Origin of the sequence: Streptomyces poriticola, assembly GCF_036689765.1 — a bacterium.
In the GTDB taxonomy this organism is placed as follows: domain Bacteria; phylum Actinomycetota; class Actinomycetes; order Streptomycetales; family Streptomycetaceae; genus Streptomyces; species Streptomyces poriticola.
The window spans coordinates 94,157-114,698 of record NZ_JBAGKH010000021.1 but is presented as its reverse complement, the minus strand read 5'-3'; the positions used below and the strand labels follow the sequence as shown (position 1 = coordinate 114,698).

The 20,542-nt window shown below is 72.0% G+C and carries 20 protein-coding genes; 9 read left to right on the top strand and 11 right to left on the bottom strand.

All coding sequences use genetic code 11. The annotated features are described in order from the left end of the window. From V5O46_RS23160 to V5O46_RS23145, 4 genes are all read right to left on the bottom strand, one after another. Positions 1-230 (bottom strand): 2-oxoglutarate dehydrogenase E1 subunit family protein (locus V5O46_RS23160; RefSeq protein ID WP_332886598.1); only part of this gene is annotated, 230 nt, incomplete at its 3' end. A 281-nt stretch (positions 231-511) separates the two neighbouring features. Continuing rightward, positions 512-1,621 (bottom strand): sensor histidine kinase, encoded by a 1,110-nt coding sequence (locus tag V5O46_RS23155; RefSeq protein ID WP_332886592.1) that lies wholly within the window; start codon positions 1,619-1,621, stop codon positions 512-514. Continuing rightward, on the bottom strand, positions 1,618-2,355 hold the full coding sequence (locus tag V5O46_RS23150; RefSeq protein ID WP_332886591.1) for a response regulator transcription factor: 738 nt from the start codon (positions 2,353-2,355) through the stop codon (positions 1,618-1,620). The genes V5O46_RS23155 and V5O46_RS23150 overlap by 4 nt, the downstream gene beginning before the upstream one ends. A 122-nt stretch (positions 2,356-2,477) precedes the next feature. Beyond that, positions 2,478-3,164 (bottom strand): spermidine synthase family protein, encoded by a 687-nt coding sequence (locus V5O46_RS23145; protein WP_332886590.1) that lies wholly within the window; start codon positions 3,162-3,164, stop codon positions 2,478-2,480. A 178-nt stretch (positions 3,165-3,342) separates the two neighbouring features. Between V5O46_RS23145 and lon the strand changes: the two genes are divergently transcribed. Continuing rightward, positions 3,343-5,766, top strand: coding sequence for an endopeptidase La (gene lon / locus V5O46_RS23140; RefSeq protein WP_332886589.1), 2,424 nt, complete (start codon positions 3,343-3,345; stop codon positions 5,764-5,766). Positions 5,767-5,866: 100 nt separating this feature from the next. Here lon and V5O46_RS23135 read toward each other — a convergent pair whose 3' ends face one another. After that, the gene (locus tag V5O46_RS23135; protein ID WP_332886588.1) at positions 5,867-6,697 is read right to left on the bottom strand and encodes a lysozyme; all 831 of its coding nucleotides are present in this window, start codon (positions 6,695-6,697) and stop codon (positions 5,867-5,869) included. 246 nt (positions 6,698-6,943) lie between these two features. Between V5O46_RS23135 and V5O46_RS23130 the strand changes: the two genes are divergently transcribed. Further along, on the top strand, positions 6,944-7,468 hold the full coding sequence (locus tag V5O46_RS23130) for a MarR family winged helix-turn-helix transcriptional regulator (protein ID WP_408649038.1): 525 nt from the start codon (positions 6,944-6,946) through the stop codon (positions 7,466-7,468). A gap of 42 nt (positions 7,469-7,510) precedes the next feature. Here the strand turns inward: V5O46_RS23130 and V5O46_RS23125 are convergent, their stop codons facing one another. After that, complete coding sequence (locus V5O46_RS23125) at positions 7,511-8,296, bottom strand: hypothetical protein (protein WP_332886586.1); 786 nt, start codon at positions 8,294-8,296, stop codon at positions 7,511-7,513. 400 nt (positions 8,297-8,696) lie between these two features. Here V5O46_RS23125 and V5O46_RS23120 point away from each other — a divergent pair, with 400 nt between their 5' ends. Genes V5O46_RS23120 through V5O46_RS23100 form a run of 5 tightly spaced genes read left to right on the top strand, consistent with a single transcriptional unit; the run spans position 8,697 to position 14,738 of the window. Further along, complete coding sequence (locus V5O46_RS23120) at positions 8,697-11,912, top strand: sensor histidine kinase (protein WP_332886585.1); 3,216 nt, start codon at positions 8,697-8,699, stop codon at positions 11,910-11,912. Continuing rightward, positions 11,909-12,412 (top strand): roadblock/LC7 domain-containing protein, encoded by a 504-nt coding sequence (locus V5O46_RS23115; protein WP_332886584.1) that lies wholly within the window; start codon positions 11,909-11,911, stop codon positions 12,410-12,412. Before V5O46_RS23120 ends, V5O46_RS23115 begins: the two co-directional genes overlap by 4 nt. After that, entirely contained in the window at positions 12,409-12,828 is a 420-nt protein-coding gene (locus tag V5O46_RS23110; RefSeq protein ID WP_332886583.1) for a DUF742 domain-containing protein, read from the top strand. Before V5O46_RS23115 ends, V5O46_RS23110 begins: the two co-directional genes overlap by 4 nt. Then, entirely contained in the window at positions 12,809-13,450 is a 642-nt protein-coding gene (locus tag V5O46_RS23105) for a GTP-binding protein (RefSeq protein WP_332886582.1), read from the top strand. Before V5O46_RS23110 ends, V5O46_RS23105 begins: the two co-directional genes overlap by 20 nt. A 25-nt stretch (positions 13,451-13,475) precedes the next feature. Next, the gene (locus tag V5O46_RS23100) at positions 13,476-14,738 is read left to right on the top strand and encodes a styrene monooxygenase/indole monooxygenase family protein (protein ID WP_332886581.1); all 1,263 of its coding nucleotides are present in this window, start codon (positions 13,476-13,478) and stop codon (positions 14,736-14,738) included. Here V5O46_RS23100 and V5O46_RS23095 read toward each other — a convergent pair. From V5O46_RS23095 to V5O46_RS23080, 4 genes are all read right to left on the bottom strand, one after another. Further along, positions 14,702-15,907 carry a C40 family peptidase gene (locus tag V5O46_RS23095; protein ID WP_332886580.1) on the bottom strand — a complete coding sequence of 402 codons (1,206 nt, stop codon included), beginning with the start codon at positions 15,905-15,907 and terminating at the stop codon, positions 14,702-14,704. The two genes, V5O46_RS23100 and V5O46_RS23095, sit on opposite strands and share 37 nt — an antisense overlap. Before the next feature lie 103 nt (positions 15,908-16,010). Next, positions 16,011-16,334 carry a hypothetical protein gene (locus V5O46_RS23090; RefSeq protein WP_332886579.1) on the bottom strand — a complete coding sequence of 108 codons (324 nt, stop codon included), beginning with the start codon at positions 16,332-16,334 and terminating at the stop codon, positions 16,011-16,013. Between the two features lie 57 nt (positions 16,335-16,391). Then, the gene (locus V5O46_RS23085; protein WP_332886578.1) at positions 16,392-17,045 is read right to left on the bottom strand and encodes a TetR/AcrR family transcriptional regulator; all 654 of its coding nucleotides are present in this window, start codon (positions 17,043-17,045) and stop codon (positions 16,392-16,394) included. An 86-nt stretch (positions 17,046-17,131) separates the two neighbouring features. Next, positions 17,132-18,070 carry an AurF N-oxygenase family protein gene (locus tag V5O46_RS23080; protein WP_332886577.1) on the bottom strand — a complete coding sequence of 313 codons (939 nt, stop codon included), beginning with the start codon at positions 18,068-18,070 and terminating at the stop codon, positions 17,132-17,134. A 127-nt stretch (positions 18,071-18,197) separates the two neighbouring features. Between V5O46_RS23080 and V5O46_RS23075 the strand changes: the two genes are divergently transcribed. Together V5O46_RS23075 and V5O46_RS23070 are read left to right on the top strand one after the other, a co-directional pair. Further along, positions 18,198-19,304 (top strand): ferritin-like domain-containing protein, encoded by a 1,107-nt coding sequence (locus tag V5O46_RS23075; RefSeq protein ID WP_332886576.1) that lies wholly within the window; start codon positions 18,198-18,200, stop codon positions 19,302-19,304. Positions 19,305-19,432: 128 nt separating this feature from the next. Beyond that, complete coding sequence (locus V5O46_RS23070) at positions 19,433-20,032, top strand: Uma2 family endonuclease (protein ID WP_332886597.1); 600 nt, start codon at positions 19,433-19,435, stop codon at positions 20,030-20,032. Here the strand turns inward: V5O46_RS23070 and V5O46_RS23065 are convergent. Beyond that, on the bottom strand, positions 20,029-20,535 hold the full coding sequence (locus V5O46_RS23065; protein WP_332886575.1) for a DUF3291 domain-containing protein: 507 nt from the start codon (positions 20,533-20,535) through the stop codon (positions 20,029-20,031). The genes V5O46_RS23070 and V5O46_RS23065 overlap by 4 nt on opposite strands. Positions 20,536-20,542: the final 7 nt, after the last annotated feature.

The following is a 20,542-nucleotide window of genomic DNA, read 5'->3' as shown; positions in this document are numbered from 1 at the left end:
GCCCCCGTGGCCGCCGTGCCCGACGCGGCCTGGGCGGCTGCCGCCCCCGGCTTGTAGTCGGCGAAGAAGTCCCACCAGGCACGGTCTACCGAGTTCGGGTCCTGGAGGTACTGCTGATAGATCTCGTCGACGAGCCACTCGTTCGGACCGAACGCGGCAGCGGGGTTCTTGCCCGCTTGGTCTGCGTCGGTCGAGATGCTCGATGCGTTACTGGGGGACTGTGGCGACACGGCGGCAACCGCCCTCTTCCGCTTCACAAGGTGATGGACAGCGGGAATAAAGGCTACGCCTCCCCGGCCGGGAAGGTCAGGTCGGGCCCGTTCATCGTCGCGTAAGTCACATCTCGGAGCGTGTTTCGGGCCCGGAAATGGCGGGAAACAAGTGAGGTTCTGCGCCAGAAGGGAAGGAGGTACCCGCACCCGGCGCGGGGCTCGCGCGGGCCTCTGCCTGCTCACACGTGTCCTGCTGCGTGGACGCCGTGGGATCTTGTGGTGCCGCCTCGAACTTTACGTCAACTTGGTACGGACGGCAGGCCCGGAAGAGTGACAAGGATCCGGCAACCGCGCTCGGATTCGGCCACCCGGATCCGGCCGCCGTGCAGGTCCACGGCCCAGCGGGCGATCGCCAGGCCCAGCCCGGTGCCGCCGTCGCTGCCCGGGCCGTGCGGCCGTGAGACCGACCCCCGGTTGAACCGCTCGAAGACCCGGTGCCACTCGGACCGGGGGATGCCCGGCCCCTCGTCGAGGACCTCCAGCTCCAGCGACTCCTGCAGCGTCCCGCGCCGGGCCCTGAGCGTCACCCGGCCGTGCGGCGGACTGTGCTTGACCGCGTTGTCGACGAGGTTGGCGACCACCTGGTGGATGCGCTCCGGGTCGGCGTGGGCGGTCAGCTCCGGCGGCGCGACGTCCAGGTGCAGATGGACGTCGGTACGGGAGTGGTTGCCGGATCCGGAGGCGATGCCGGCCCGGGCCGAGGCGACCATGTTGGCCTCCTTGAGCACCCCGGACAGATACGGCCACACCTCGAAGCGCCGGGTGCGCAGCGGTACGACACCGTTGTCCAGGCGGGACAGGTCCAGCAGGGTCTCCACCAGCCGGCCGAGCCGCTCGGTCTGCCCCAGCGCCGTCCGCATGGTCTCCGGGTCGGCCTCGGTGACCCCGTCGACGATGTTCTCCAGCACCGCGCGCAGCCCCGCGATCGGGGTGCGCAGTTCGTGCGAGACGTTGGCGACCAGCTCCTTGCGCTGACGGTCCTGGGCCTCCAGGTCGTCGGCCATGCGGTTGATGGTGACGGCCAGGTCGCCGAGCTCGTCACGGCGGTTCTCACGGACCCGGCGGGTGTAGTCGCCGTGCGAGATCGACCGGGCCACCGCGTTCATCTCGTCCAGCGGCGCGGTCAGGCCGTGGGCGACGAACTGCGTGATGAGCAGCGTGGCGATCATCGAGAAGACGGTGATGAAGCGCAGTTCGGTCTTGGTGTGCACGGCGATCACCGAGAGTCCGGTGGTGATCAGCACCGAGGTGACGACGAGTGCGCCCAGCTTGGTCTTGATCGAGAACGGGCGTACGCCGCCCCAGGGCTCCCCGGGGCTCCTCCGTGCGGCCTGCCGCCCCTGGCTCATGGCGTCGGCGTCTCCAGCGCGTAGCCCACGCCGTGCACCGTGCGGATCCGCTCGGCGCCGATCTTCCGGCGCAGCGCCTTGATGTGGCTGTCGACGGTCCGGGTCCCGGATGCGTCGGCCCAGTCCCACACCTCGGCCAGCAGCTGCTCGCGCGAGAGCACCGCGCGCGGGGTGTTCGCCAGGCACACCAGCAGATCGAACTCGGTGGGCGTGAGATGCACGTCCTCGCTGCGCACCCGGACCCGGCGCTGCGCGTGGTCGATCTCCAGCTCGCCCAGGCGCAGGATGCCGCTGCGCGGGGTGGTGGCGGCGATGGCGGCCCGCTCCACGCGGCGCAGCAGCACGTGCACGCGCGCGGCCAGCTCCCGCATGGAGAACGGCTTGGTCATGTAGTCGTCGGCGCCGACGCCGAGCCCGACCAGCATGTCCGTCTCGTCGTCGCGCGCGGTGAGCATCAGCACCGGCACCGGGCGGGCGGCCTGCACCCGCCGGCAGACCTCAAGGCCGTCGAAGCCGGGCAGCATGATGTCGAGGATCAGCAGGTCGGGCTGCCAGGCCTCGGCCGTCTCGACGGCGGACGGGCCGTCGCCCGCCGTTTGCACCAGGAACCCCTCGGCGCGCAGGCGGGTCGCGATGGCGTCGACGATCGTCTGGTCGTCCTCGACCACGAGCACCCGGCGCTGCGCGCCCGGCGTCGCCGTCGTGCCGTTGTGGGAGGTCTGTGTCTGCTCCATCGCCCGCCCCTGAGGTGTGCTTACCGGAATCCGTGGGGTGATCCCTCGTCCGCGCAGGACTGCGCTTGACGCTTGAATGACCGCGTCAGGGCAGCAGCGTACGGGGAGCCACCGGGCCTTTGCTATCCAGGACCGACGCCGAGATGAACCACGTCCGGAACGCCCCGGGCAACGGGGATCTCTTCGGTACGCACCCGCTGGAACCCGGCATTACGCAAGGATTCTTCGAATTCGGGGGAGGGTTTCGCCGACCACACGGCGACCACTCCGCCGGGCTTCAACAGCCGTGCGCAGGCGGTGAGTCCGGCCGGCGCGTACAGGGTCTCGTTGCCCTCGGTGACGGTCCAGCCGGGCCCGTTGTCGATGTCCAGGCACAGGGCGTCGTACGTGGCGCAAGTCTCATTGACGTACCTGGTCAGATCCGCCTCGACGATCTTGGTGCGCGGGTCGGCCAGGGCCGCGCGGGTCAGTCCGGACAGCGGCCCGCGCCGGTGCCAGTCGATGACGGCGGGTTCGCGCTCGACGACCGTGATCCCGCCCCAGCGGGAATTCGCGGCTGCATGCGTCAGCGAGAATCCGACCCCCAGTCCGCCGATCAGCACGTGAGGTGCCGGGCGCTCGCCGGAGGCGTCCAGCGCGGCGAGCGCCGCATCGACCAGCCGGCGCTCCGAGCGGCCGTCCGAGGTGTCCATCAGGAAGCAGCCGTTGGCGATGATCTGCAGCAGCCCGCCGTGCCGGCGCAGCACCACCTCGCCATGGGGACCGTCGCGCCGGTCCAGGACCTCGGGGATGTCGTACACGAGGGACATCCGGCCATCCTGGCACTCCGCTGACGGTTTGTTGACGGAATCGGGAACTCGGGGTGACGGGGCGTGCAGGGGGTGTCCCGGGAGCGGTCCGCGATCGCCCACAGCGAACGCGGGGAACAATCCCCGGCGGCCGAGCATTGAGTCGGCATAACTCAACTTGACTGCCGAAGGGGAGATCATGGCTGCTGAGTCCACGGAGTTCACACCGCTCACCCTGCCCGTGCTGCCGCTCGACGACGAGGTCGTGCTGCCCGGGATGGTGGTCCCGCTCGATCTGAGCGACCCCGAGGTGCGGGCCGCGGTCGAGGCCGCCCAGGCCGCCGCGCGGTCCGAGCCCGGAAAGCCCCGCGTGCTGCTCGTCCCGCGCCTCGACGGGACATATGCCCGCACCGGTGTGCTGGGCACCGTCGAGCAGGTCGGCCGGCTGGCCGACGGCGACCCCGGCGCCCTGGTCCGTGGCCGCGGACGGGTGCGGATCGGCGCGGGCACCACCGGTCCCGGTGCCGCGCTGTGGGTGGAGGGCACCCGGGCCGACGAGAGTGTCCCCGTGCCGCTGCCCGGGCAGATCGGCGAACTGGTCAAGGAGTACAAGGCGCTCGCCACCTCCTGGCTGCGCAAGCGCGGCGCCTGGCAGGTCGTCGACCGGGTCCAGGCCATCGACGACGTCTCCGCGCTCGCCGACAACTCCGGATACTCGCCGTTCCTGACCACCGAACAGAAGATCGAGCTGCTGGAGACCGCCGACCCGGTGGCCCGCCTGAGGCTCGCCACCCAGCAGCTGCGCGACCACCTCGCCGAGCAGGACGTGGCCGAGTCCATCGCCAAGGACGTCCAGGAGGGCGTCGACAAGCAGCAGCGGGAGTTCCTGCTGCGGCGTCAGCTGGAGGCCGTGCGCAAGGAGCTGCGCGAGCTCGGCGGCGAGAAGGACGGCGAGGAGTCCGACGACTACCGCGCCCGCGTGGAGGCCGCCGACCTGCCCGGGAAGGTGCGCGAGGCCGCCCTCAAGGAGGTCGACAAGCTGGAGCGGTCCAGCGAGGCCTCCCCCGAGGGCTCCTGGATCCGCACCTGGCTCGACACCGTCCTCGAACTGCCGTGGAACGAACGCACCCAGGACGCCTACGACATCCAGGGTGCCAAGGCCGTCCTCGACGCCGAGCACGCCGGACTGGACGACGTCAAGGAGCGCATCACCGAGTACCTGGCGGTGCGCAAGCGGCGCACCGACCGGGGTCTGGGCGTCGTCGGCGGGCGGCGTGGCGGGGCCGTGCTGGCCCTGGTGGGCCCGCCCGGAGTGGGAAAGACCAGCCTCGGTGAATCGGTCGCCCACGCCATGGGCCGCAAGTTCGTCCGGGTCGCCCTCGGCGGCGTCCGCGACGAGGCCGAGATCCGCGGCCACCGCCGCACTTACGTGGGCGCGCTGCCCGGCCGGATCGTCCGCGCCGTCAAGGAGGCCGGGTCGATGAACCCGGTGGTGCTGCTGGACGAGATCGACAAGGTCGGCTCCGACTTCCGCGGCGACCCGGCCGCGGCCCTGCTCGAGGTCCTCGACCCCGCGCAGAACCACACCTTCCGGGACCACTACCTCGAGGTCGAGCTCGACCTGTCCGACGTGGTCTTCCTGGCCACCGCCAACGTCCTGGAGGCCATCCCGGAGGCCCTGCTGGACCGCATGGAACTGGTCCGGCTCGACGGCTACACCGAGGACGAGAAGATCGTCATCGCCCGGGACCATCTGCTGCCCCGGCAGCTGGAGCGGGCGGGACTCGGCGGCGACGAGGTCACCATCGACGAGAGCGCGCTGCGCCGGCTGGCCGGCGAATACACCCGCGAGGCGGGCGTGCGCAACCTGGAGCGGTCCGTCGCGCGGCTGCTGCGCAAGGTCGCGGCCCAGCACGAACTGGGCGAGCGGGAGCTGCCGTTCACCGTCACCGACGGTGATCTGCGCGCCCTGATCGGCCGGCCGCACCATGTGCCCGAGTCCGCCCAGGACCCGGCCGAGCGGCGCACCTCCGTGCCCGGCGTGGCCACCGGCCTCGCGGTGACCGGGGCCGGCGGCGACGTGCTGTACGTGGAGGCGTCCCTGGCCGACCCGGAGACCGGCGCCGCGGGGCTGACCCTGACCGGTCAGCTCGGTGACGTGATGAAGGAGTCGGCGCAGATCGCGCTGAGTTTCCTGCGCTCGCGCGGAGCCGAACTGGAGCTGCCGGTCGCCGATCTGAAGGAGCGCGGCGTACACATCCACTTCCCGGCGGGCGCGGTGCCCAAGGACGGCCCGAGCGCCGGTATCACCATGACGACGGCGCTGGCCTCCCTGCTGTCGGGCCGGCTGGTGCGCACGGACGTGGCGATGACCGGCGAGGTCTCGCTGACCGGGCGGGTGCTGCCGATCGGCGGGGTGAAGCAGAAGCTGCTCGCCGCCCACCGCGCGGGCGTGACGACCGTCGTCATCCCCAAGCGCAACGAGCCCGATCTGGACGACGTCCCGGCCGAGGTGCTGGACAGCCTCGACGTCCACACCGTGACCGACGTCCGTCAGGTCCTGGAGCTGGCGCTGTCCCCGGCGACGAACGGGGCGGCGCCGCAGGTCCCGGCGGCGGCGTGACGGAGCCGCCGGGGAGAGGCGAGGCCCGGGCCCCGTGAGGGAGGCCTGGGCCTCGCCGCACGCCCCCGGGGCGGGAAGCCGCCGAGGGCCGCGGGCCCGCTCAGCCGAGGGCCAGGGCGCGGACCCGGTCGAGGGCTCCGTTGAAGCGGTTGTGGTCGCCGACGATCGGCCCGGAGGAGGTGTACTGCCACATGGTGTAGTACGGCCAGCCCGCCGGCAGTTCGCCCACCGCGGAGGCGTACCGGGCGATCCACAGCGGGTTGGCGGACGCGAAACCGCCGTGGTTGCCGGTGCACTGCTTCCACCAGCTCGTGGCCGTGTAGATGACGGCGTCCCGGCCGGTGCGGGCCTTGTAGGTGTTCAGGAAGTCGCGGATCCAGGAGACCATCTGGCTCTGCGTCCTGCCGTAGCAGGCCGCGCCGTACGGGTTCCACTCGATGTCCAGGGCGCCGGGCAGGGTCTTTCCGTCGCCGGACCAGCCGCCGCCGCGGTCGACGAAGTAGTGGGCCTGGGCGGCGCCGCTGGTGGTGTCCGGGGTGGCGAAGTGGTAGGCGCCGCGGATCATGCCCACGTTGTACGAGCCGTTGTACTGCTGGGCGAAGTAGGGGTTGCGGTAGTACGTCCCCTCGGTTGCCTTGGCGTAGGCCCACCGCACCCCGCTGGTCCACAGGCCGGTCCAGGCGACGTCGCCCTGGTGGCTGGAGACGTCCACGCCCTCGGTCCGGGCGGCGCCGCCGGGGACGGGGGTGCCGTGCTGCCCGTCGTGGGCCAGGACGCCCGTGCCCATGCGGGCCGAGCCGCGGGCCGGGATGTCGGCCGCAGCTGCGGACGGTGCGGTGATTGCGGTGAGGGTCAGGGACGAGGCGGCGAGCAGGACTCCCGCGGCGGCGTGGCGCCGGCTGCGGGGCGATCCGGTTCTGCGCACGGACATGACGTGCCTCCGAAGGCTCGGTGGTGCCCGGTGGGGGTGACGACCGGCAGGGGAGGCCCGCGGGATCTGATGGCGTGGGCATGCCAGTCGGGTCGCGCATCATCGACGCTACGCACGTAGAACGCCCGGTGGGAAGGGTTCCGGAGGCTGCCGTTGGTCTAAGCCTGCGAAATACTTGCCACGCTGCAGCGATGGCGGCGGGCGGCGGAAACTTTCAGGACCGTAAAACCTCAGGCAGGGGCTGACGTGCACGAAGACGGAATCGACGGCGGACCGGGAGCCGAATCCGGGGGTGGGTCCGTCGGAGGTGGGTCCCGGCGGGGGTCCGGACGTGGTGTGGACCAGCCCGAGTTCCTGGCGCTGGAGCGCGAACTGACGGTGCTGCTGCGGCGGGCCCGGGCCAACCAGGGCGAGATGGCCCGGGAGGTGCATCCGGACCTGGAGTCGTCGGCGTACGGGCTGCTGGTCCGGCTGGGGGAGTGCGGTGCGCAGCGGGCCACGGAGCTCGCCGGCTACATCGGGGTCGGCAAGGCGACCATGTCCCGCCAGCTGCGCGCCCTGGAGGACCTCGGCCTGGTCGCCCGCGAACCCGACCCCGCGGACGGCCGCGCCTGGCTGATCACCCTCACCCCGGAGGGCCGCGAGCGGGTCGGCCGGGTGCGCGAGGCCCGCCGCGCCCGCTACGCCCGCCGACTCGCCGACTGGGACCCGAAGGCGGTGGCGGAACTGGCGCGGCTGCTGCACGAGCTGAACCTCGGCATGGAGAAGTGAGCCGGGCCGTAGGGCTCGGCGGAGCGAGCCGGGCCGTACGGCTCAGAGCTCGGCGTACACCACCGTCGCGTCGTCGTGTGTCTTGCTCCGCCCCAGGAACGCCCGCTCCGTGTCCGCGAGCTCCAGCTCCCGCACCCGCTCCACCAGCGCCCGCGCCCCCTCCTTCCGCACCAGCCCCAGGCAGTCGGCCCAGTCGCCCTCCCGGAACCGCTCCACCCAGCGCGCCGCCCCGTCCGTCAGTGCGGCCAGCGCCCGCACCTCACCGCGCGGCAGCACCCCCGTGACCGCCCGGGCCGCGACCGCGGGATCGGCGGCGGCGGTGAAGAAGCCGCCCTCCCGGTTGCGGAGATCGGCGTCGATCAGCGCGTCCGTGGCCAGTGCGGAGCGCGGCAGCCGGGCCAGCCGGTCGTCCAGGACCGCGCCGACCGTGCCGTCGGCGGCCTCCACCAGCAGCACCGAGTCGGACAGCACCAGGTACTCGACCGCGCTCGGCGTCCAGCGCGCCAGGACGACGGTGGCCTGCGGGGTCCGGGAGTGAGAAAGGTCACAGGTTCCGCTGTGGGTCTCGGCGGTACGCGCGATGGCGCGGGAAAGTGCCTCCGCCAGGGGAACATCCGGGAGGGAAACGGTCAGTTCGGTCAGCGCGCCGCCCAGCCGCGCGGTGAACCAGGGAACGGAATGCAGACAGCCCGTTCCGTCCGCCGGTGGCGTCACCCCGTCGAGCACGACGAGTGAACCGCCCTGCCCGGAGGCCGGAAGTCCGACGCTCGCGAAGTCCTCGTTGGGCCGGTCCGGGTCACCCGGTCGCGACAACAGCTCCGTACGCATCAGGCCAGTCTGCACGACCCCTTCACACGGTCCGCAAACGACCGGCAACGATCGTACAAACCCCTCGACTCCGCAGGTCGGGTGCCGGATTTGGGGCAGATTGCAGTACTCCGGGAAGCGGCGGCGGCGAATCCTTGCACCACCCGCCGCAGACGTCCAACCGGCACGCCGCCCGGACCTGTCGCATGCGCCACGGGAACTTGCTCCCCAACTCCCGTCCGATGTTCACTCCTTCGAGTGGCGGGTCAGGTGATGCACGTGCACCACCCACCGGCACTGGGAGGGTCGGGGACCGGTGGGGGGCCGCCCCGCTCCTGCCGAGAGCTCGGGGGGAGGGTGCATGCACCGCCCGGTCCGTTGACGGAGCGCCACCCGGTCCCACGGGTACACGAGTTCAGGAATGCGAGCACCGGTGCAGAAGACGCGGCCTCGTCGCACAGGCAAGCAGAAGGCCCCCGCGGGGGGCACCGAGCCGACCCCCGGCACCCCCGACGCCGCCGGACCTCCCGGACCCCCGGTCGGCAAGGGCCGCCCCACCCATGTGCGCAACCGCCTCATCGTCGCCGTCGCCGTCGTGGCCGCCGCCATCGCCGCGGCCGGCGCCCCGTCGGTGATCGCCGCCTCCGGACAGCTGCACGACTCCCAGGACCTGGTCACGCTCGCCGAACAGACCCAGGACGCGCTCACCCTCGCCCACTCCCTGGCCGACGAACGCGACGAGGTCACCCCCTACATCGCGGCCGGCCGACCCGAGTCGAGGGCGCCGTCGGAACAGCACAGCGCCCGCGTGGACCGGCAGGTGGAGGAACTGCGGGAGGACACCGACACCCCCGCCGCGCTGCGCGGGGACCTCGACTCCATCGCCGCGCTGCGGCGCGCCGCGCTCACCGGCAAGAGCACCGCGCTGGAGGCGCACCGGGCGTACTCCGATGCCGTCGCCGGACTGCACGCCCTCGCCGTACAGCTGGCCGAGCAGATGCCGCCCCGCGCGGGCGGCGGCGCACACGCCCTCGCCGAACTGGACACCGCCGTCCAGCAGGCCGCCGCCACCCGAGGACTGCTGCTCGCGGCGCTGAACGTGCCCACCACCACGCAGACCGTCATCGACCCGATCACCGGACTGCCGACCGAGACCACCACCTCGTCCGAGGCCGACACGGAACGCCGCGACGCGCTCACCGCCGCCGCCCAGCAGGCCCGGGTCCGCTCCGACGCCGCCCTCGCCGACTTCCGCGACAGCGCACCCCGGCAGGTGCGGGACAGCTACGGCGCCACGGTCGCCGGACCCGAGGTGGACGCCGCGGACACGTACCTCGCCGACCTCACCGACCAGCCCGTCCTCTCCGAGGACGACCTCGGCACGAGCGTCAAGAAGCTGGACGCCGCACTGTCCGCCCGTATCGACGCCATGCGCGGCGCCGAGTCCGCCCTCTACGACCGCCGCACCAAGGCACTGGAGCAACTGCGCGACGACGACGTCACCGCGCTGGAGATCCGCATCGCCCTGCTCGGCGCCCTGATACTGCTCGCCGTCGGCATCGCCACCGCCATGGCCCGCACCCTCACCCGCCCGCTGTCGGTGCTGCGCCGCGGCTCCGCACGGCTGGCCGAGGCCGAGAACCCCGCCGCCGAGGAACCCGTCTCCTTCACCGGCCGCAACGACGAGTTCGCCCGCGCCATCCGCTCCGTCAACGCGCTGCACGCCCAGGCCGTGGCCCTCGCCGAGCGGGTCACCACGCTGGAGGGCGACCGCAAGCACCTGGTCGCCCAGCGGCAGAAGATGGCCGACGCCCGTGAGGAGCTGCGCACCGAACTCGACGCCTCCGCGGCCCGGCTGAAGGTGCTGCGCAACAGCATCGGCGGCACCTTCGTCAATCTCGCGCTGCGCACCCTCGGCCTGGTCGAGCGGCAGCTCGCCGTCATCGAGGGCCTGGAGGATCGCGAGCAGGACCCGGAGCGGCTCGCCACGCTGTTCAAGCTCGACCACTTCGCCACCGTGATGCGCCGGCACAGCGAGAACCTCCTGGTCCTCGCCGGCGCCGAGCATGTCCAGCACAGTGCCGGCCCGGTGCCCCTGGTCGACGTGGTCCGCGCCGCCGTCAGTGAGATCGAGCGGTACGAGCGCGTCCGTATCGCCGCGCTGCCGCCGCACGCCCACGTCGCGGGCTTCGCCGCCGACGACCTCTCCCATCTGCTGGCCGAACTGATGGAGAACGCCACCTCGTTCTCCCCGCCCGACCTGCCCGTCGAGATCTCCGCCTGGCTGCTGGAGAACGGCGAGCTGATGCTCTCCGTCCAGGACGAGGGCATCGGCATGGCCGGTGACCGGCTGGAGCGGCTCAACGCCCGTCTCGCCGATGTCGACCCGGACGCACCCTACGACCGGGACGGCGAGGACGGGCTCGGGCTCGGCCTGTACGTGGTGGCCCGGCTGGCCCACCGGCACGGTGCACGGGTGCAGCTGCGCGAGCAGAAGCAGGGCGGGGTGGCCGCGGTCGCGGTGCTGCCGGCCTCGCTGCTCGCCGAGGCACCGCCCGCAGCCGTCGCCCCGGCCACGCCGCATGCCGAGAGCACCGGCACCTTCTCGCTGCCGGGCGCCGACGCCGAGGCCAACTCCAACGTCCTGCACGGGCGCTCGGAGGGTGGCGACGCACTGGTGAGGCTGGCGGAGCGGGCGGTACGGCGGTCGGTGCCGGAGCAGGAGTCCGTGCCGGTGCAGGAGTCCGTGCCGGAGCAGGAGTCCGTGCCGGTGCAGGAGTCCGTGTCGGAGCCGGAGCCGGCGTCCGCCGGGACCAGCGCCGGGACGGAGACCGGGGTCGCGGGCTCGGCCGGGACCGGTGCCGCCGACGCCGACGGCATGTCCGCCCATCCGGCGAACGCCGCGCCGGAGCCGGGCCCCGGGGCCGAGCCGACCGGCCCCCAGGGGCCCGGGGAGCCCCTGGAGTCCCGGGAGCTCAAGGAGTCCCGGAGCCGGCCCGACGACTCCGACGGCCCCGGGACCCCGTACGAGACGGATTCCGAGACCACTATGGCGCTGCTCCTCCCGGTCCGGCCCCAGGCCCCGGCACCCGAGGCCGTTCCCGCACCGGAACCCGCACCGGCGCCGGAACCCGCACCCGCACCCGGGCCCGAAGCCGCGCCGGGGGCCCGGCCCGAGCCCGCGCACGATCCGGTGTCCGCACCCGTACCCGCACCCGACCCGGCGTCCGCACCCGGGCCCGATCCGGTACCCGCGCCGCGGGCCGAGCCCGTAACCGCTCCCGAGCCGGCACCTGCACCCGTACGGGGAGCCGGGTCCGAGACCGAGCCCACCCACGACCGCGTACCGGACGAGCCGGAGGAACCCGTCACCGACAAGGGGCTGCCCAAGCGGACCCCGAAGATCAGCACGCCGGCGTCGGCGCCGCGCCCGCGTACGGGCGCGGTCGACGCCGAGGCGCTGCGCCGCCGCCTGGGCGGCTTCCACCGGGGGGCGGAGGCCGGGCGGCGCGACGTCGAGGCGGAGATCGCCACGGCAGGGACACCAGGGACACCAGGGACACCAGGGACACCAGGGACACCAGCAGGGACAACCGAAGAAGCCACGGGGGGCACTGTCGAGGAGGCAAGCAGTTGACCGCGCCCAGTACCTTCGGACTGAGCAGTGAAGCCCGCAATCTCCATTGGCTGCTGACCAATCTCGTCGAGGAGGTGCCCGGCATTCTCTCGGTCGCGGTGGTCTCCTCCGACGGACTGCTCCTGCTCTCCTCCGACCCCGGGAGCAACGACGCGGCCCGCCGCGCCCGGGGCGAGCGCCCCACCGGCCCGCGCGGCTCCTCCGCCGACCTCGCCACCGTCGTCTCCGGCATCGGCAGCCTCACCGTCGGCGCCGCCCGGCTGATGGATTCCGGCGCGGTGAAACACACCATGGTCGCGATGGACGAGGGCAGCCTCTTCGTGATGTCGATCAGCGACGGCTCGCTGCTCGGTGTGCACGGCTCCGCGGACTGCGACATGAGTGTCGTGGCCTACCACATGGCGCTGTTCGTGGGCCGCGCCGGACATGTGCTGACCCCGGAACTCCGCAGCGAGCTCCGCCAGTCCCTGGAGTCCCAGTCCACGGGGAGTACCCGATGAGCAGCAGTTCCAGGAAGAGCCTCCCGGTGCGCGGCGCCGACCGCAAACCCGCCCGGGTCCGCCCGTACTCGCTCACCGGCGGCCGGACGCGCTTCGGCCATGTGCTCCTGGTGGAGACGTTCGTGGCGGCCACCGCCGCGCTCGACGCCCCCGAGGAGCGCAGGGAACTGACGAGCGCCCCGCCGGCCCGGGTGATGCCGGAGATGCGGGCCATCGTCGAACTGTGCCGCCGCATGCGTACGGTGGCCGAGATCGCCGCGCTGCTGAGGATGCCGCTCGGTGTGGTCCGCGTGCTCCTCAGCGACCTCGCGGACCAGGGAAAGATCCGTGTATACGGCACCGGAACCGGCCATGGCACGGGCCGTCCGGACCGCGCTCTGCTGGAAAGGGTGCTGAGTGGACTCCGTCGTCTCTGACGCCGCCGCCTCCGGCGTCACCCCGACCGTCGACCCCGACGAGCCGTCACAGCCCTGGCAGACGGACCGCACCCGCGCCCCGATCGCGACGAAGATCGTGGTGGCGGGCGGCTTCGGCGTCGGCAAGACCACGCTGGTCACCTCCGTCTCGGAGATCACGCCGCTGCAGACCGAGGCGCTGATGACCGAGGCGAGCGAGGAGACCGACGACCTCACCGGCACTCCGGGCAAGCTCACCACCACCGTGGCCATGGACTTCGGCCGCCTCACGCTCGACGACGACCTGGTGCTCTACCTGTTCGGCACACCGGGCCAGCAGCGGTTCTGGTTCATGTGGGACGACCTGGTGCGCGGCGCGATCGGCGCCGTCGTCCTGGCCGACACCCGCCGGCTGAAGGACTGCTTCCCGGCACTGGACTACTTCGAGAGCTGCGGACTGCCGTACGTGGTGGCGGTGAACCACTTCGACGGCAGCGAGCTGTTCGAGCCGGAGGATGTGCGGGAGGCGTTGACGATCCCGCGGCACATCCCTGTAATGATCATGGATGCGCGCCGCCGGATCTCCGTGATCGAGACCCTCCTGGCTCTCGTCGGCCACGCGCTCGACGAAACCCCCGAGTAGACCCGACCTAGGAGTCAGCACCCGCATGCGGAAGATACTCGTCGTGGGGGCCGGCCAGTCCGGCCTCCAGCTCGCCCTCGGCCTCCAGTCGCACGGCTACGAGGTCACCCTGATGTCCAACCGGACCGCGGACGAGATCCGCACCGGCCGGGTCATGTCGACGCAGTGCATGTTCCACACCGCCCTGCAGCACGAGCGCGACCTGCAGCTGAACTTCTGGGAGTCCCAGGCCCCGAAGATCGAGGGACTCGGCGTCTCGGTCGCCGCCCCCGGCTCGCACGACCCGGGCCCGACCCAGCGCGCCATCGACTGGGTGGGCCGGCTCGACGGGTACGCACAGTCCGTGGACCAGCGGGTGAAGATGGCCGGCTGGATGGAGACCTTCGCCCAGCGCGGCGGCCAGCTGGTCATCCACGGCGCGGCCGTCGGCGACCTCGACTACTTCTCCCGCACCTACGACCTGGTCCTGGTCTCCGCGGGCAAGGGCGAGCTGGTGCAGATGTTCGGCCGGGACGCCTCGCGCTCGCCGTACAGCGAACCGCAGCGCGCCCTCGCCGTCGCCTACGTCCACGGCCTGGGCCCGCGCCCGGAGCACCCGGAGTTCGACGCGGTCCGCTGCAATCTGGTGCCCGGCGTCGGCGAGCTGTTCGTCATGCCGACGCTGACCACCTCGGGCCGCGCGGACATCCTGTTCTGGGAGGGCGTACCCGGCGGCCCCCTGGACGTCTTCAAGGACGTCAAGGATCCGGCGGAACACCTCTCCCTGACCCTGGAGCTCATGGAGAAGTTCGTCCCCTGGGAGTACGCGCGGGCCACCAAGGTCGAACTGACCGACGCCGGCGGCACCCTCGCCGGCCGCTACGCCCCCACCGTCCGCAACCCCGTCGGCCGTCTCCCCGGCGGCGGCCTGGTGCTGGGCGCCGCCGACGTGGTCGTGGCCAACGACCCGATCACCGGCCAGGGCTCCAACTCGGCCGCCAAGTGCGCCGCCTCCTACCTCGCCTCGATCCTCGAGCACGGCGAGAAGGAGTTCGACGAGGCCTGGATGCAGGCGGCCTTCGACCGCTACTGGGAGACGGCCCAGCACGTCACCAAGTGGACCAACGCCATGCTCGCCCCGCCGCCGGAGCACATCCTGAACCTGATCGGCGCGGCCGGCGGGCTCCAGCCGGTCGCCGACCGGTTCGCCAACGGCTTCGACGACCCGGCCGACTTCGAGAACTTCTTCTACGACCCGGAGAAGACCGGCGCCTACCTCGCCGAGGTCTCCGGCACCGCGGGCGCGTAGGCGGCGGCGTACCCCTCGTCGGACCCGTCCGTCGCCCCTTCGGGGAGCCTCGGCGGCACGTACCACCGCAGGGGGTCCCCGCCGGGATCGGGGCGTACGGCGCCGAGGACCGGGTTGGCCGCGATCGGCGACACCTTCACCGCGGCGCCGGGGCGCGGCGCCTGGACCACCCTGCCGTGTCCCAGGTACAGCGCCACGTGCGTGGCCTCCGGGAAGTACACCACCAGGTCGCCGGGGCGCAGCTCGTCGAGGGGCACCCGCTCCAGCCGTGCCCACTGCTCCTGGCTGGTGCGCGGGATCGGGGTCCCGGCGTGCCCCCAGGCCTCGGAGGTCAGCCCGGAGCAGTCGTAGGTGCCGGGCCCTTCCGCGCCCCACTCGTAGGGCTTGCCGAGCTGCTGCACGGCGAAGCGCACCGCCCGGTCGCCCCCGGCGGAGGGCTTGGCGTCGTCCTCGCCGAGCGCGCCGGAGGCCAGGAACCGCTGCTGTGCGTCGGCGACCCCGTCCTTCTCCAGGGCGGCCACCGCGGCCAGTTCCCCGGGACCGAGCGAGGCGAGCAGCTCCTCGACGTCGCGGAGCCGCTCGCGCACGTCGTCGCGCTCCTTCCGGCGCTGCTCGGTGAGGGTGAGCTGCCGGTCCAGGGCTCCCCGGGCCTTGCGGGCCAGCTCCTCGGCCTGCTGCTCGCTGCCGGTCAGCCGGCCCACCGTCCCGGCCCGCTGCCGCGCCAACCGGCCGATCACATGGCCCTGGTCCAGCGCGTGCTGCGGATCGCGGGCCAGCAGCAGCCGCAGATAGGGGGAGAGGTCGCTGCGGCCCTGGTACTGCTGCCGGGCCAGCCGGCCCGCCGCGCTGCGGCTGTCCTGCAGGGACAACCGGGTCCGGGCCAGCTCGGCGTCGAGCCGCTCGGTCTCGGCGCGCTGCTGCGCCAGCCGCTCCTCGGTGGAGTTGTACGCCTCGGTGGCCTTCTCGGCCTCCCGGTACCGCCGCTGAAGGTCCGTCAGCAGGTCGGCGACGGACCGATCGCCGGTTCCGGGTCCGGTCGTGGCACCGGTACCGGCACCGGTACCGGCATCGGGTTCCGGGTCGGCCGCGACGGGTGCGGGCGCGGGTGCGAGGACGATCCCGGCGGCCACCGCCGCCGTACAGACCAGACGCAGAAGCCTTCCTGACACGTCATCACCTCCGGTGCGGGGCGGCTCGTCCGCTCCGCACCGCGAGCATCAGACGGTCACTCGCGGCCCGCTCGCCGGGTGTGCGCGGTTCGGCGCAACCCGGTCACCCGTCCGCGTCGTCCGCCTTGCCGCCCGGCGTGGTGTCTGGCCTGCCGCCCGGCGTCGTGTCCGGCTTCGACCAGGGCCAGCGCAGGCGGGTGCGTGAGGCTCCCCCGGGGGCGTACTCGTACTTCCAGCGGGCGAAGGCGACCGTGCGGCGGTGGTCGCGGGGCACCCTCCGGTAGACCAGCACGGTGGGCGGGCCGCCGTCCGGGTCCGGCACCGGGATGCGGTAGATCTTGGGCGGGTGGCCGGTCATGCCCACCAGCACCGGCAGCACCCGGCCGTCCATCGGCCCGCCCTCGAAGGGGGTGTCTTCGCTCTTCACGCCCCCAGTGTCAGATATCGCGGACGGCCGCCGCCAACCCGGACGTCCGGGACGCGGTCAGAGGTCCGCGGCGAGCGCCTCCACCAGTGACTCGGTCTGGCTGTCGCGGCGCGCGGTGACCGAGAGCACCGCCACGAACTGCTCCACCAGCCAGTCCCGCAGCTCGTCGGCGGGCGGCTGCTTGTCCTCGTCCAGCCAGATCAGCGAGGCCGCCTCCACCGCGGTGATCCACATCCGTACGGTCATCCGCAGCCTGGGGCCGGGCTCGGCCACCTCCAGGTGGCTCATGATGTGCTCGGCGGCTGCCCGGCGCACCCCGTCCACGATGGCCGAGGTCCGGGAGGTCTCGGCGACGCTGCCGCCGCGCAGCAGGGCGCTGAACCCGGTGTCGTGCTCGTCGACGAAGGCGAGGTAGCGGTCCAGGGCCCGGGTCAGCCGGGCCGGCAGGGGGCCCTGCCGGGGCTCGTCGAAGCACAGGCGCAGCTCGTCCGCGGCCGAGCGCAGGGCGGCCTCGTACAGCTGCTGCTTGCCGCCCGGGAAGTACCGGTACACCAGGGGGCGGGAGACCCCGGCCTGTTCCGCCACGTCGTCGAGGGACACCTCCTCCGGTGGACGGTGCGCGAAGAGGGCGAGCGCCGAGTCGAGGAGCTGACTGCGGCGCTCCTCGACGCTGAGCCGTCGGTACGCGGGGGTGGGAGCCTGCGGCGTCATGAACGCAGCGTAACCGCTCCGCTTCTGGCTGCGGGTACGGCCGTGTACTGGGCGATGTCCGGAAAGTGCCCCCGCTGTGGACGGGTCTATGCCAGCAGTCCCGACGACCGCCACAGCTTCCGCCCGACGCCCCGCAGCACCCCTATGTCGTCCAGGAAGTCCGTCAGCCGCCTCGCGCCGCTCTGCATCACCTCGCGCCGGTGGCCGCTGGCCTTCACCTGTGCCATCGCCTCGCGCTTGTCCAGTCCCACGTTCGTGTAGACCTCGGGGTTGATGAAGGCGATGGAGAAGACCCGGGCGAACTCGCCGGAGGTGATCCGGGTGAACTCCTGCGACCACTTCGGCGCCGTCACCATCTGCCGGCGCAGCTCCTCACGGGCGTACCGGACATGGCGCGCCTCCTCCACCACGTGGATGCGGGTGACGCCGCGGATCAGCGGCTGCACCCGCTCGTCGGGGAAGGTCAGCCGCTGCATCCAGTCCAGCACCTCCTCGCCCAGCAGCGTGGCCGTGAAGGAGCCGGGCGTGGTGGAGACGGTCTTGAACAGCCGGCCGAGGTGCCGGTGGAGCGGGCCGACGGGGTACCAGGGGGTGCCGCTGCGGGTGATCACCCGGGCGAACATCTTCGAGTGCCGGCACTCGTCCTCGATCTCCGTCAGCGCATAGCGCACATGGGCGCTCGTCGCCGCCTTGTCGTAGATGTGCCGCACCAGCAGCTGCATCAGGATCAGCTCGAACCAGATGCCGAGCGAGGCGAGCGCCGCGGCCTCGTGCCGGGAGAGCAGGATCCGCTGCTCCTCGCTCATCCGCCGCCAGACCGGGGTGTCGTAGAGCGACACCAGCTCCGGCGGCCAGAACCACTTGCCGTCCTCGAACGGTGCGTCCCAGTCCAGCTCCTTGTCCGGGTCGAAGGAGTGCTTGGCGGAAGAGTCGAGCAGCCGTTCGGCCACCTGCTCCCGGTCCTTGAGCAGGCCGAGCGCGTCGCGCAGGCCGTCGAGCGCGTCGGCTTCCGTCAGGGTCGTCATGGCTGTCCCATCTCGTCGTGTCACCCGCGGTCACTCACCGTCTTATGAGACTGCTTGTCAGCAAGCCCGTCAATCCCTTGGGCACGACTTGTTGACCCCGCGTCTACCGCGTGTGAGCCTGCGAGGCATGCCGAGCTTCGATGTGTACGCCACCGATCCGGGTGACTCCCACTGGCAGGTGCCCGCCACCGGGCAGGCCCGCTTCAGCTGGGAGTACGACGACGGGCGTGAGCGCCTCCTCGCCCTCTACCAGAAGGGCAAGGACAAGCAGTGGGACGGCGCGACGCGGATCGACTGGGACCTGGAGGTCGACCCGCACGACCCGCTGGGCACGCCCGACGAATCGATGTCCCTCTACGGCACGAAGTACTGGGACGGACTCACCGACCGGGACAAGGGCGAGCTGCGCCTGCACACCGCCTCCTGGCAGTTCAGCCAGTTCCTGCACGGCGAACAGGGCGCGATGGTGTGCGCCGCCCGGATCGTGGAGTCCGTCCCCGACCTGGACGCCAAGTTCTACTCGGCGACGCAGGTCATGGACGAGGCCCGGCACGCCGAGATATACGGCCGCTTCCTGCACGACAAGCTCGGCATGCTGTACCCGGTCAACGACAACCTCCAGGCACTGCTCGGCGACACCCTGCGGGACAGCCGCTGGGACATGCCGTACCTCGGGATGCAGGTGCTGATCGAGGGCCTCGCCCTCGCCGCCTTCGGCATGATCAGGGACACCACGGACAAGCCGCTGCCCAAGCAGATCCTCGCCTACGTCATGCAGGACGAGGCCCGGCACGTCGCCTTCGGCCGGATGGCGCTGCGCGACTACTACCGCCAGCTCACCGACGCCGAACTGCGCGAACGCGAGGAGTTCGTCATCGAGGGCTGCTACCTGATGCGCGACCGGCTGCGCGGCATCGAGGTGCTGGAGAACTTCGGCATCCCGCGCGCCGAGGCGGAGCAGATCACCGAGCAGTCCCAGTTCCTCGCCCTCTTCCGCAAGCTGCTCTTCAGCCGCATCGTGCCCTGCGTCAAGGACATCGGCCTGTGGGGCAAGCGGCTCCAGGAGGCCTACGTCGACATGGGCGTCCTCGAACTCGGCGACTCCAGCCTGGACCTGCTGATGACCCAGGACGAGGAGATCGCCGAGCGGCTGGACGCCGAGCGCTTCGCGGCGGAGGAGCGGGAGCGGGCGGCGGAGGTGGGGGAGGCGATCGCGGCGGGGGCGGAGGAGTGACCCGGTGTGTCAGGAGAGCCCCGGTGCGTCAACGGCACGCCCGGTGATCACCCGGTGGTGCGGTGAAAGGGCGTTCGCCCCTCGGTACGCTGGCTGCACCCGGCAGACTCCGGCACATGGGAGCGATCATGAGCGCCGCACGCGACTACGGGCTGGACGACGACTACGAGTGGCCCCGCCCGCCGGAGGGCGGCTGGACCGCCGACGACCTGGACCGGCTCCCCAACCTGCCTCCGCACACGGAGCTGATCGACGGGAGTCTTGTCTTCGTGAGTCCGCAGACCAACTTCCACGCTCGGGCCATTCGCCTGCTGGACAACATGCTGCTGGCCCAGGCGCCGGACGACCTGGATGTCATCCGGGAGATGACTATCAAGCTCAACAAGCGCAATCGCCCGGAGCCCGATGTTCTGGTATTCCGGGCAGGCGCTGACACCGGACCGCGGCAGACCTGGTATCGACCGGAGGACGTCGTGATCGCCGTCGAGGTCGTCTCCGATGACTCGGAAGACCGGGACCGTGAGGTGAAGCCGCGGAAGTACGCTCGGGCTGGTATCCCGCACTACTGGCGTGTCGAGGAGAACGAGGGTCTTCCGGTCGTCTATGTCTACGAAGTCGACCCCGCGAGCCAGGCGTACAGCCTGACCGGCATTTACCACAACCGCCTGAAACTCACCGTCCCCTTCCTCATCGACATCGACCTCACCGCGATCAACCGCCGCCGCTAGACCGAGCAGCCCAACCCCTCCGGGACCTCGCCGGGCACCGGCTCCGAAGTGCCCGGAGGGAACGACGTCCGCAGCGTGAACGCGTACGGCGTCGGACCGTGCGTCCGCAGATGCAGCAGCCGCGCCTCCGCCTCCGCGACCGTCGGGCGGTGGCCGGCCGGCACCCACCACAGGGTCGACACCGCCTCCGACAGCTTCTCGAACCACTCCCTGCGCCGGGCCATCAGTTCCCGGTGCTGCCCCTGGTACATGAACGCCGTCAGCGCGTTCGCGTCCCGCCACACGGACATGTTGACGATCAGCCAGGAGTCCCCGAGGACCGGCACGTCCGTCGCGTTGCCCGAGTCGCCCTCCAGTCGCCAGACGAACCCGTCCGCCGCGTCGGCGACGGCGTTCACCGGGTCGAGGCCATCGACGAAGTCCTTCAACTGCGGGGAGTCCAGCGGGGCTTTGAGGCGGGCGATGTTGACCTGGGCGAGTTCGTATGCGGCGGCATCAGTCATGACTGAA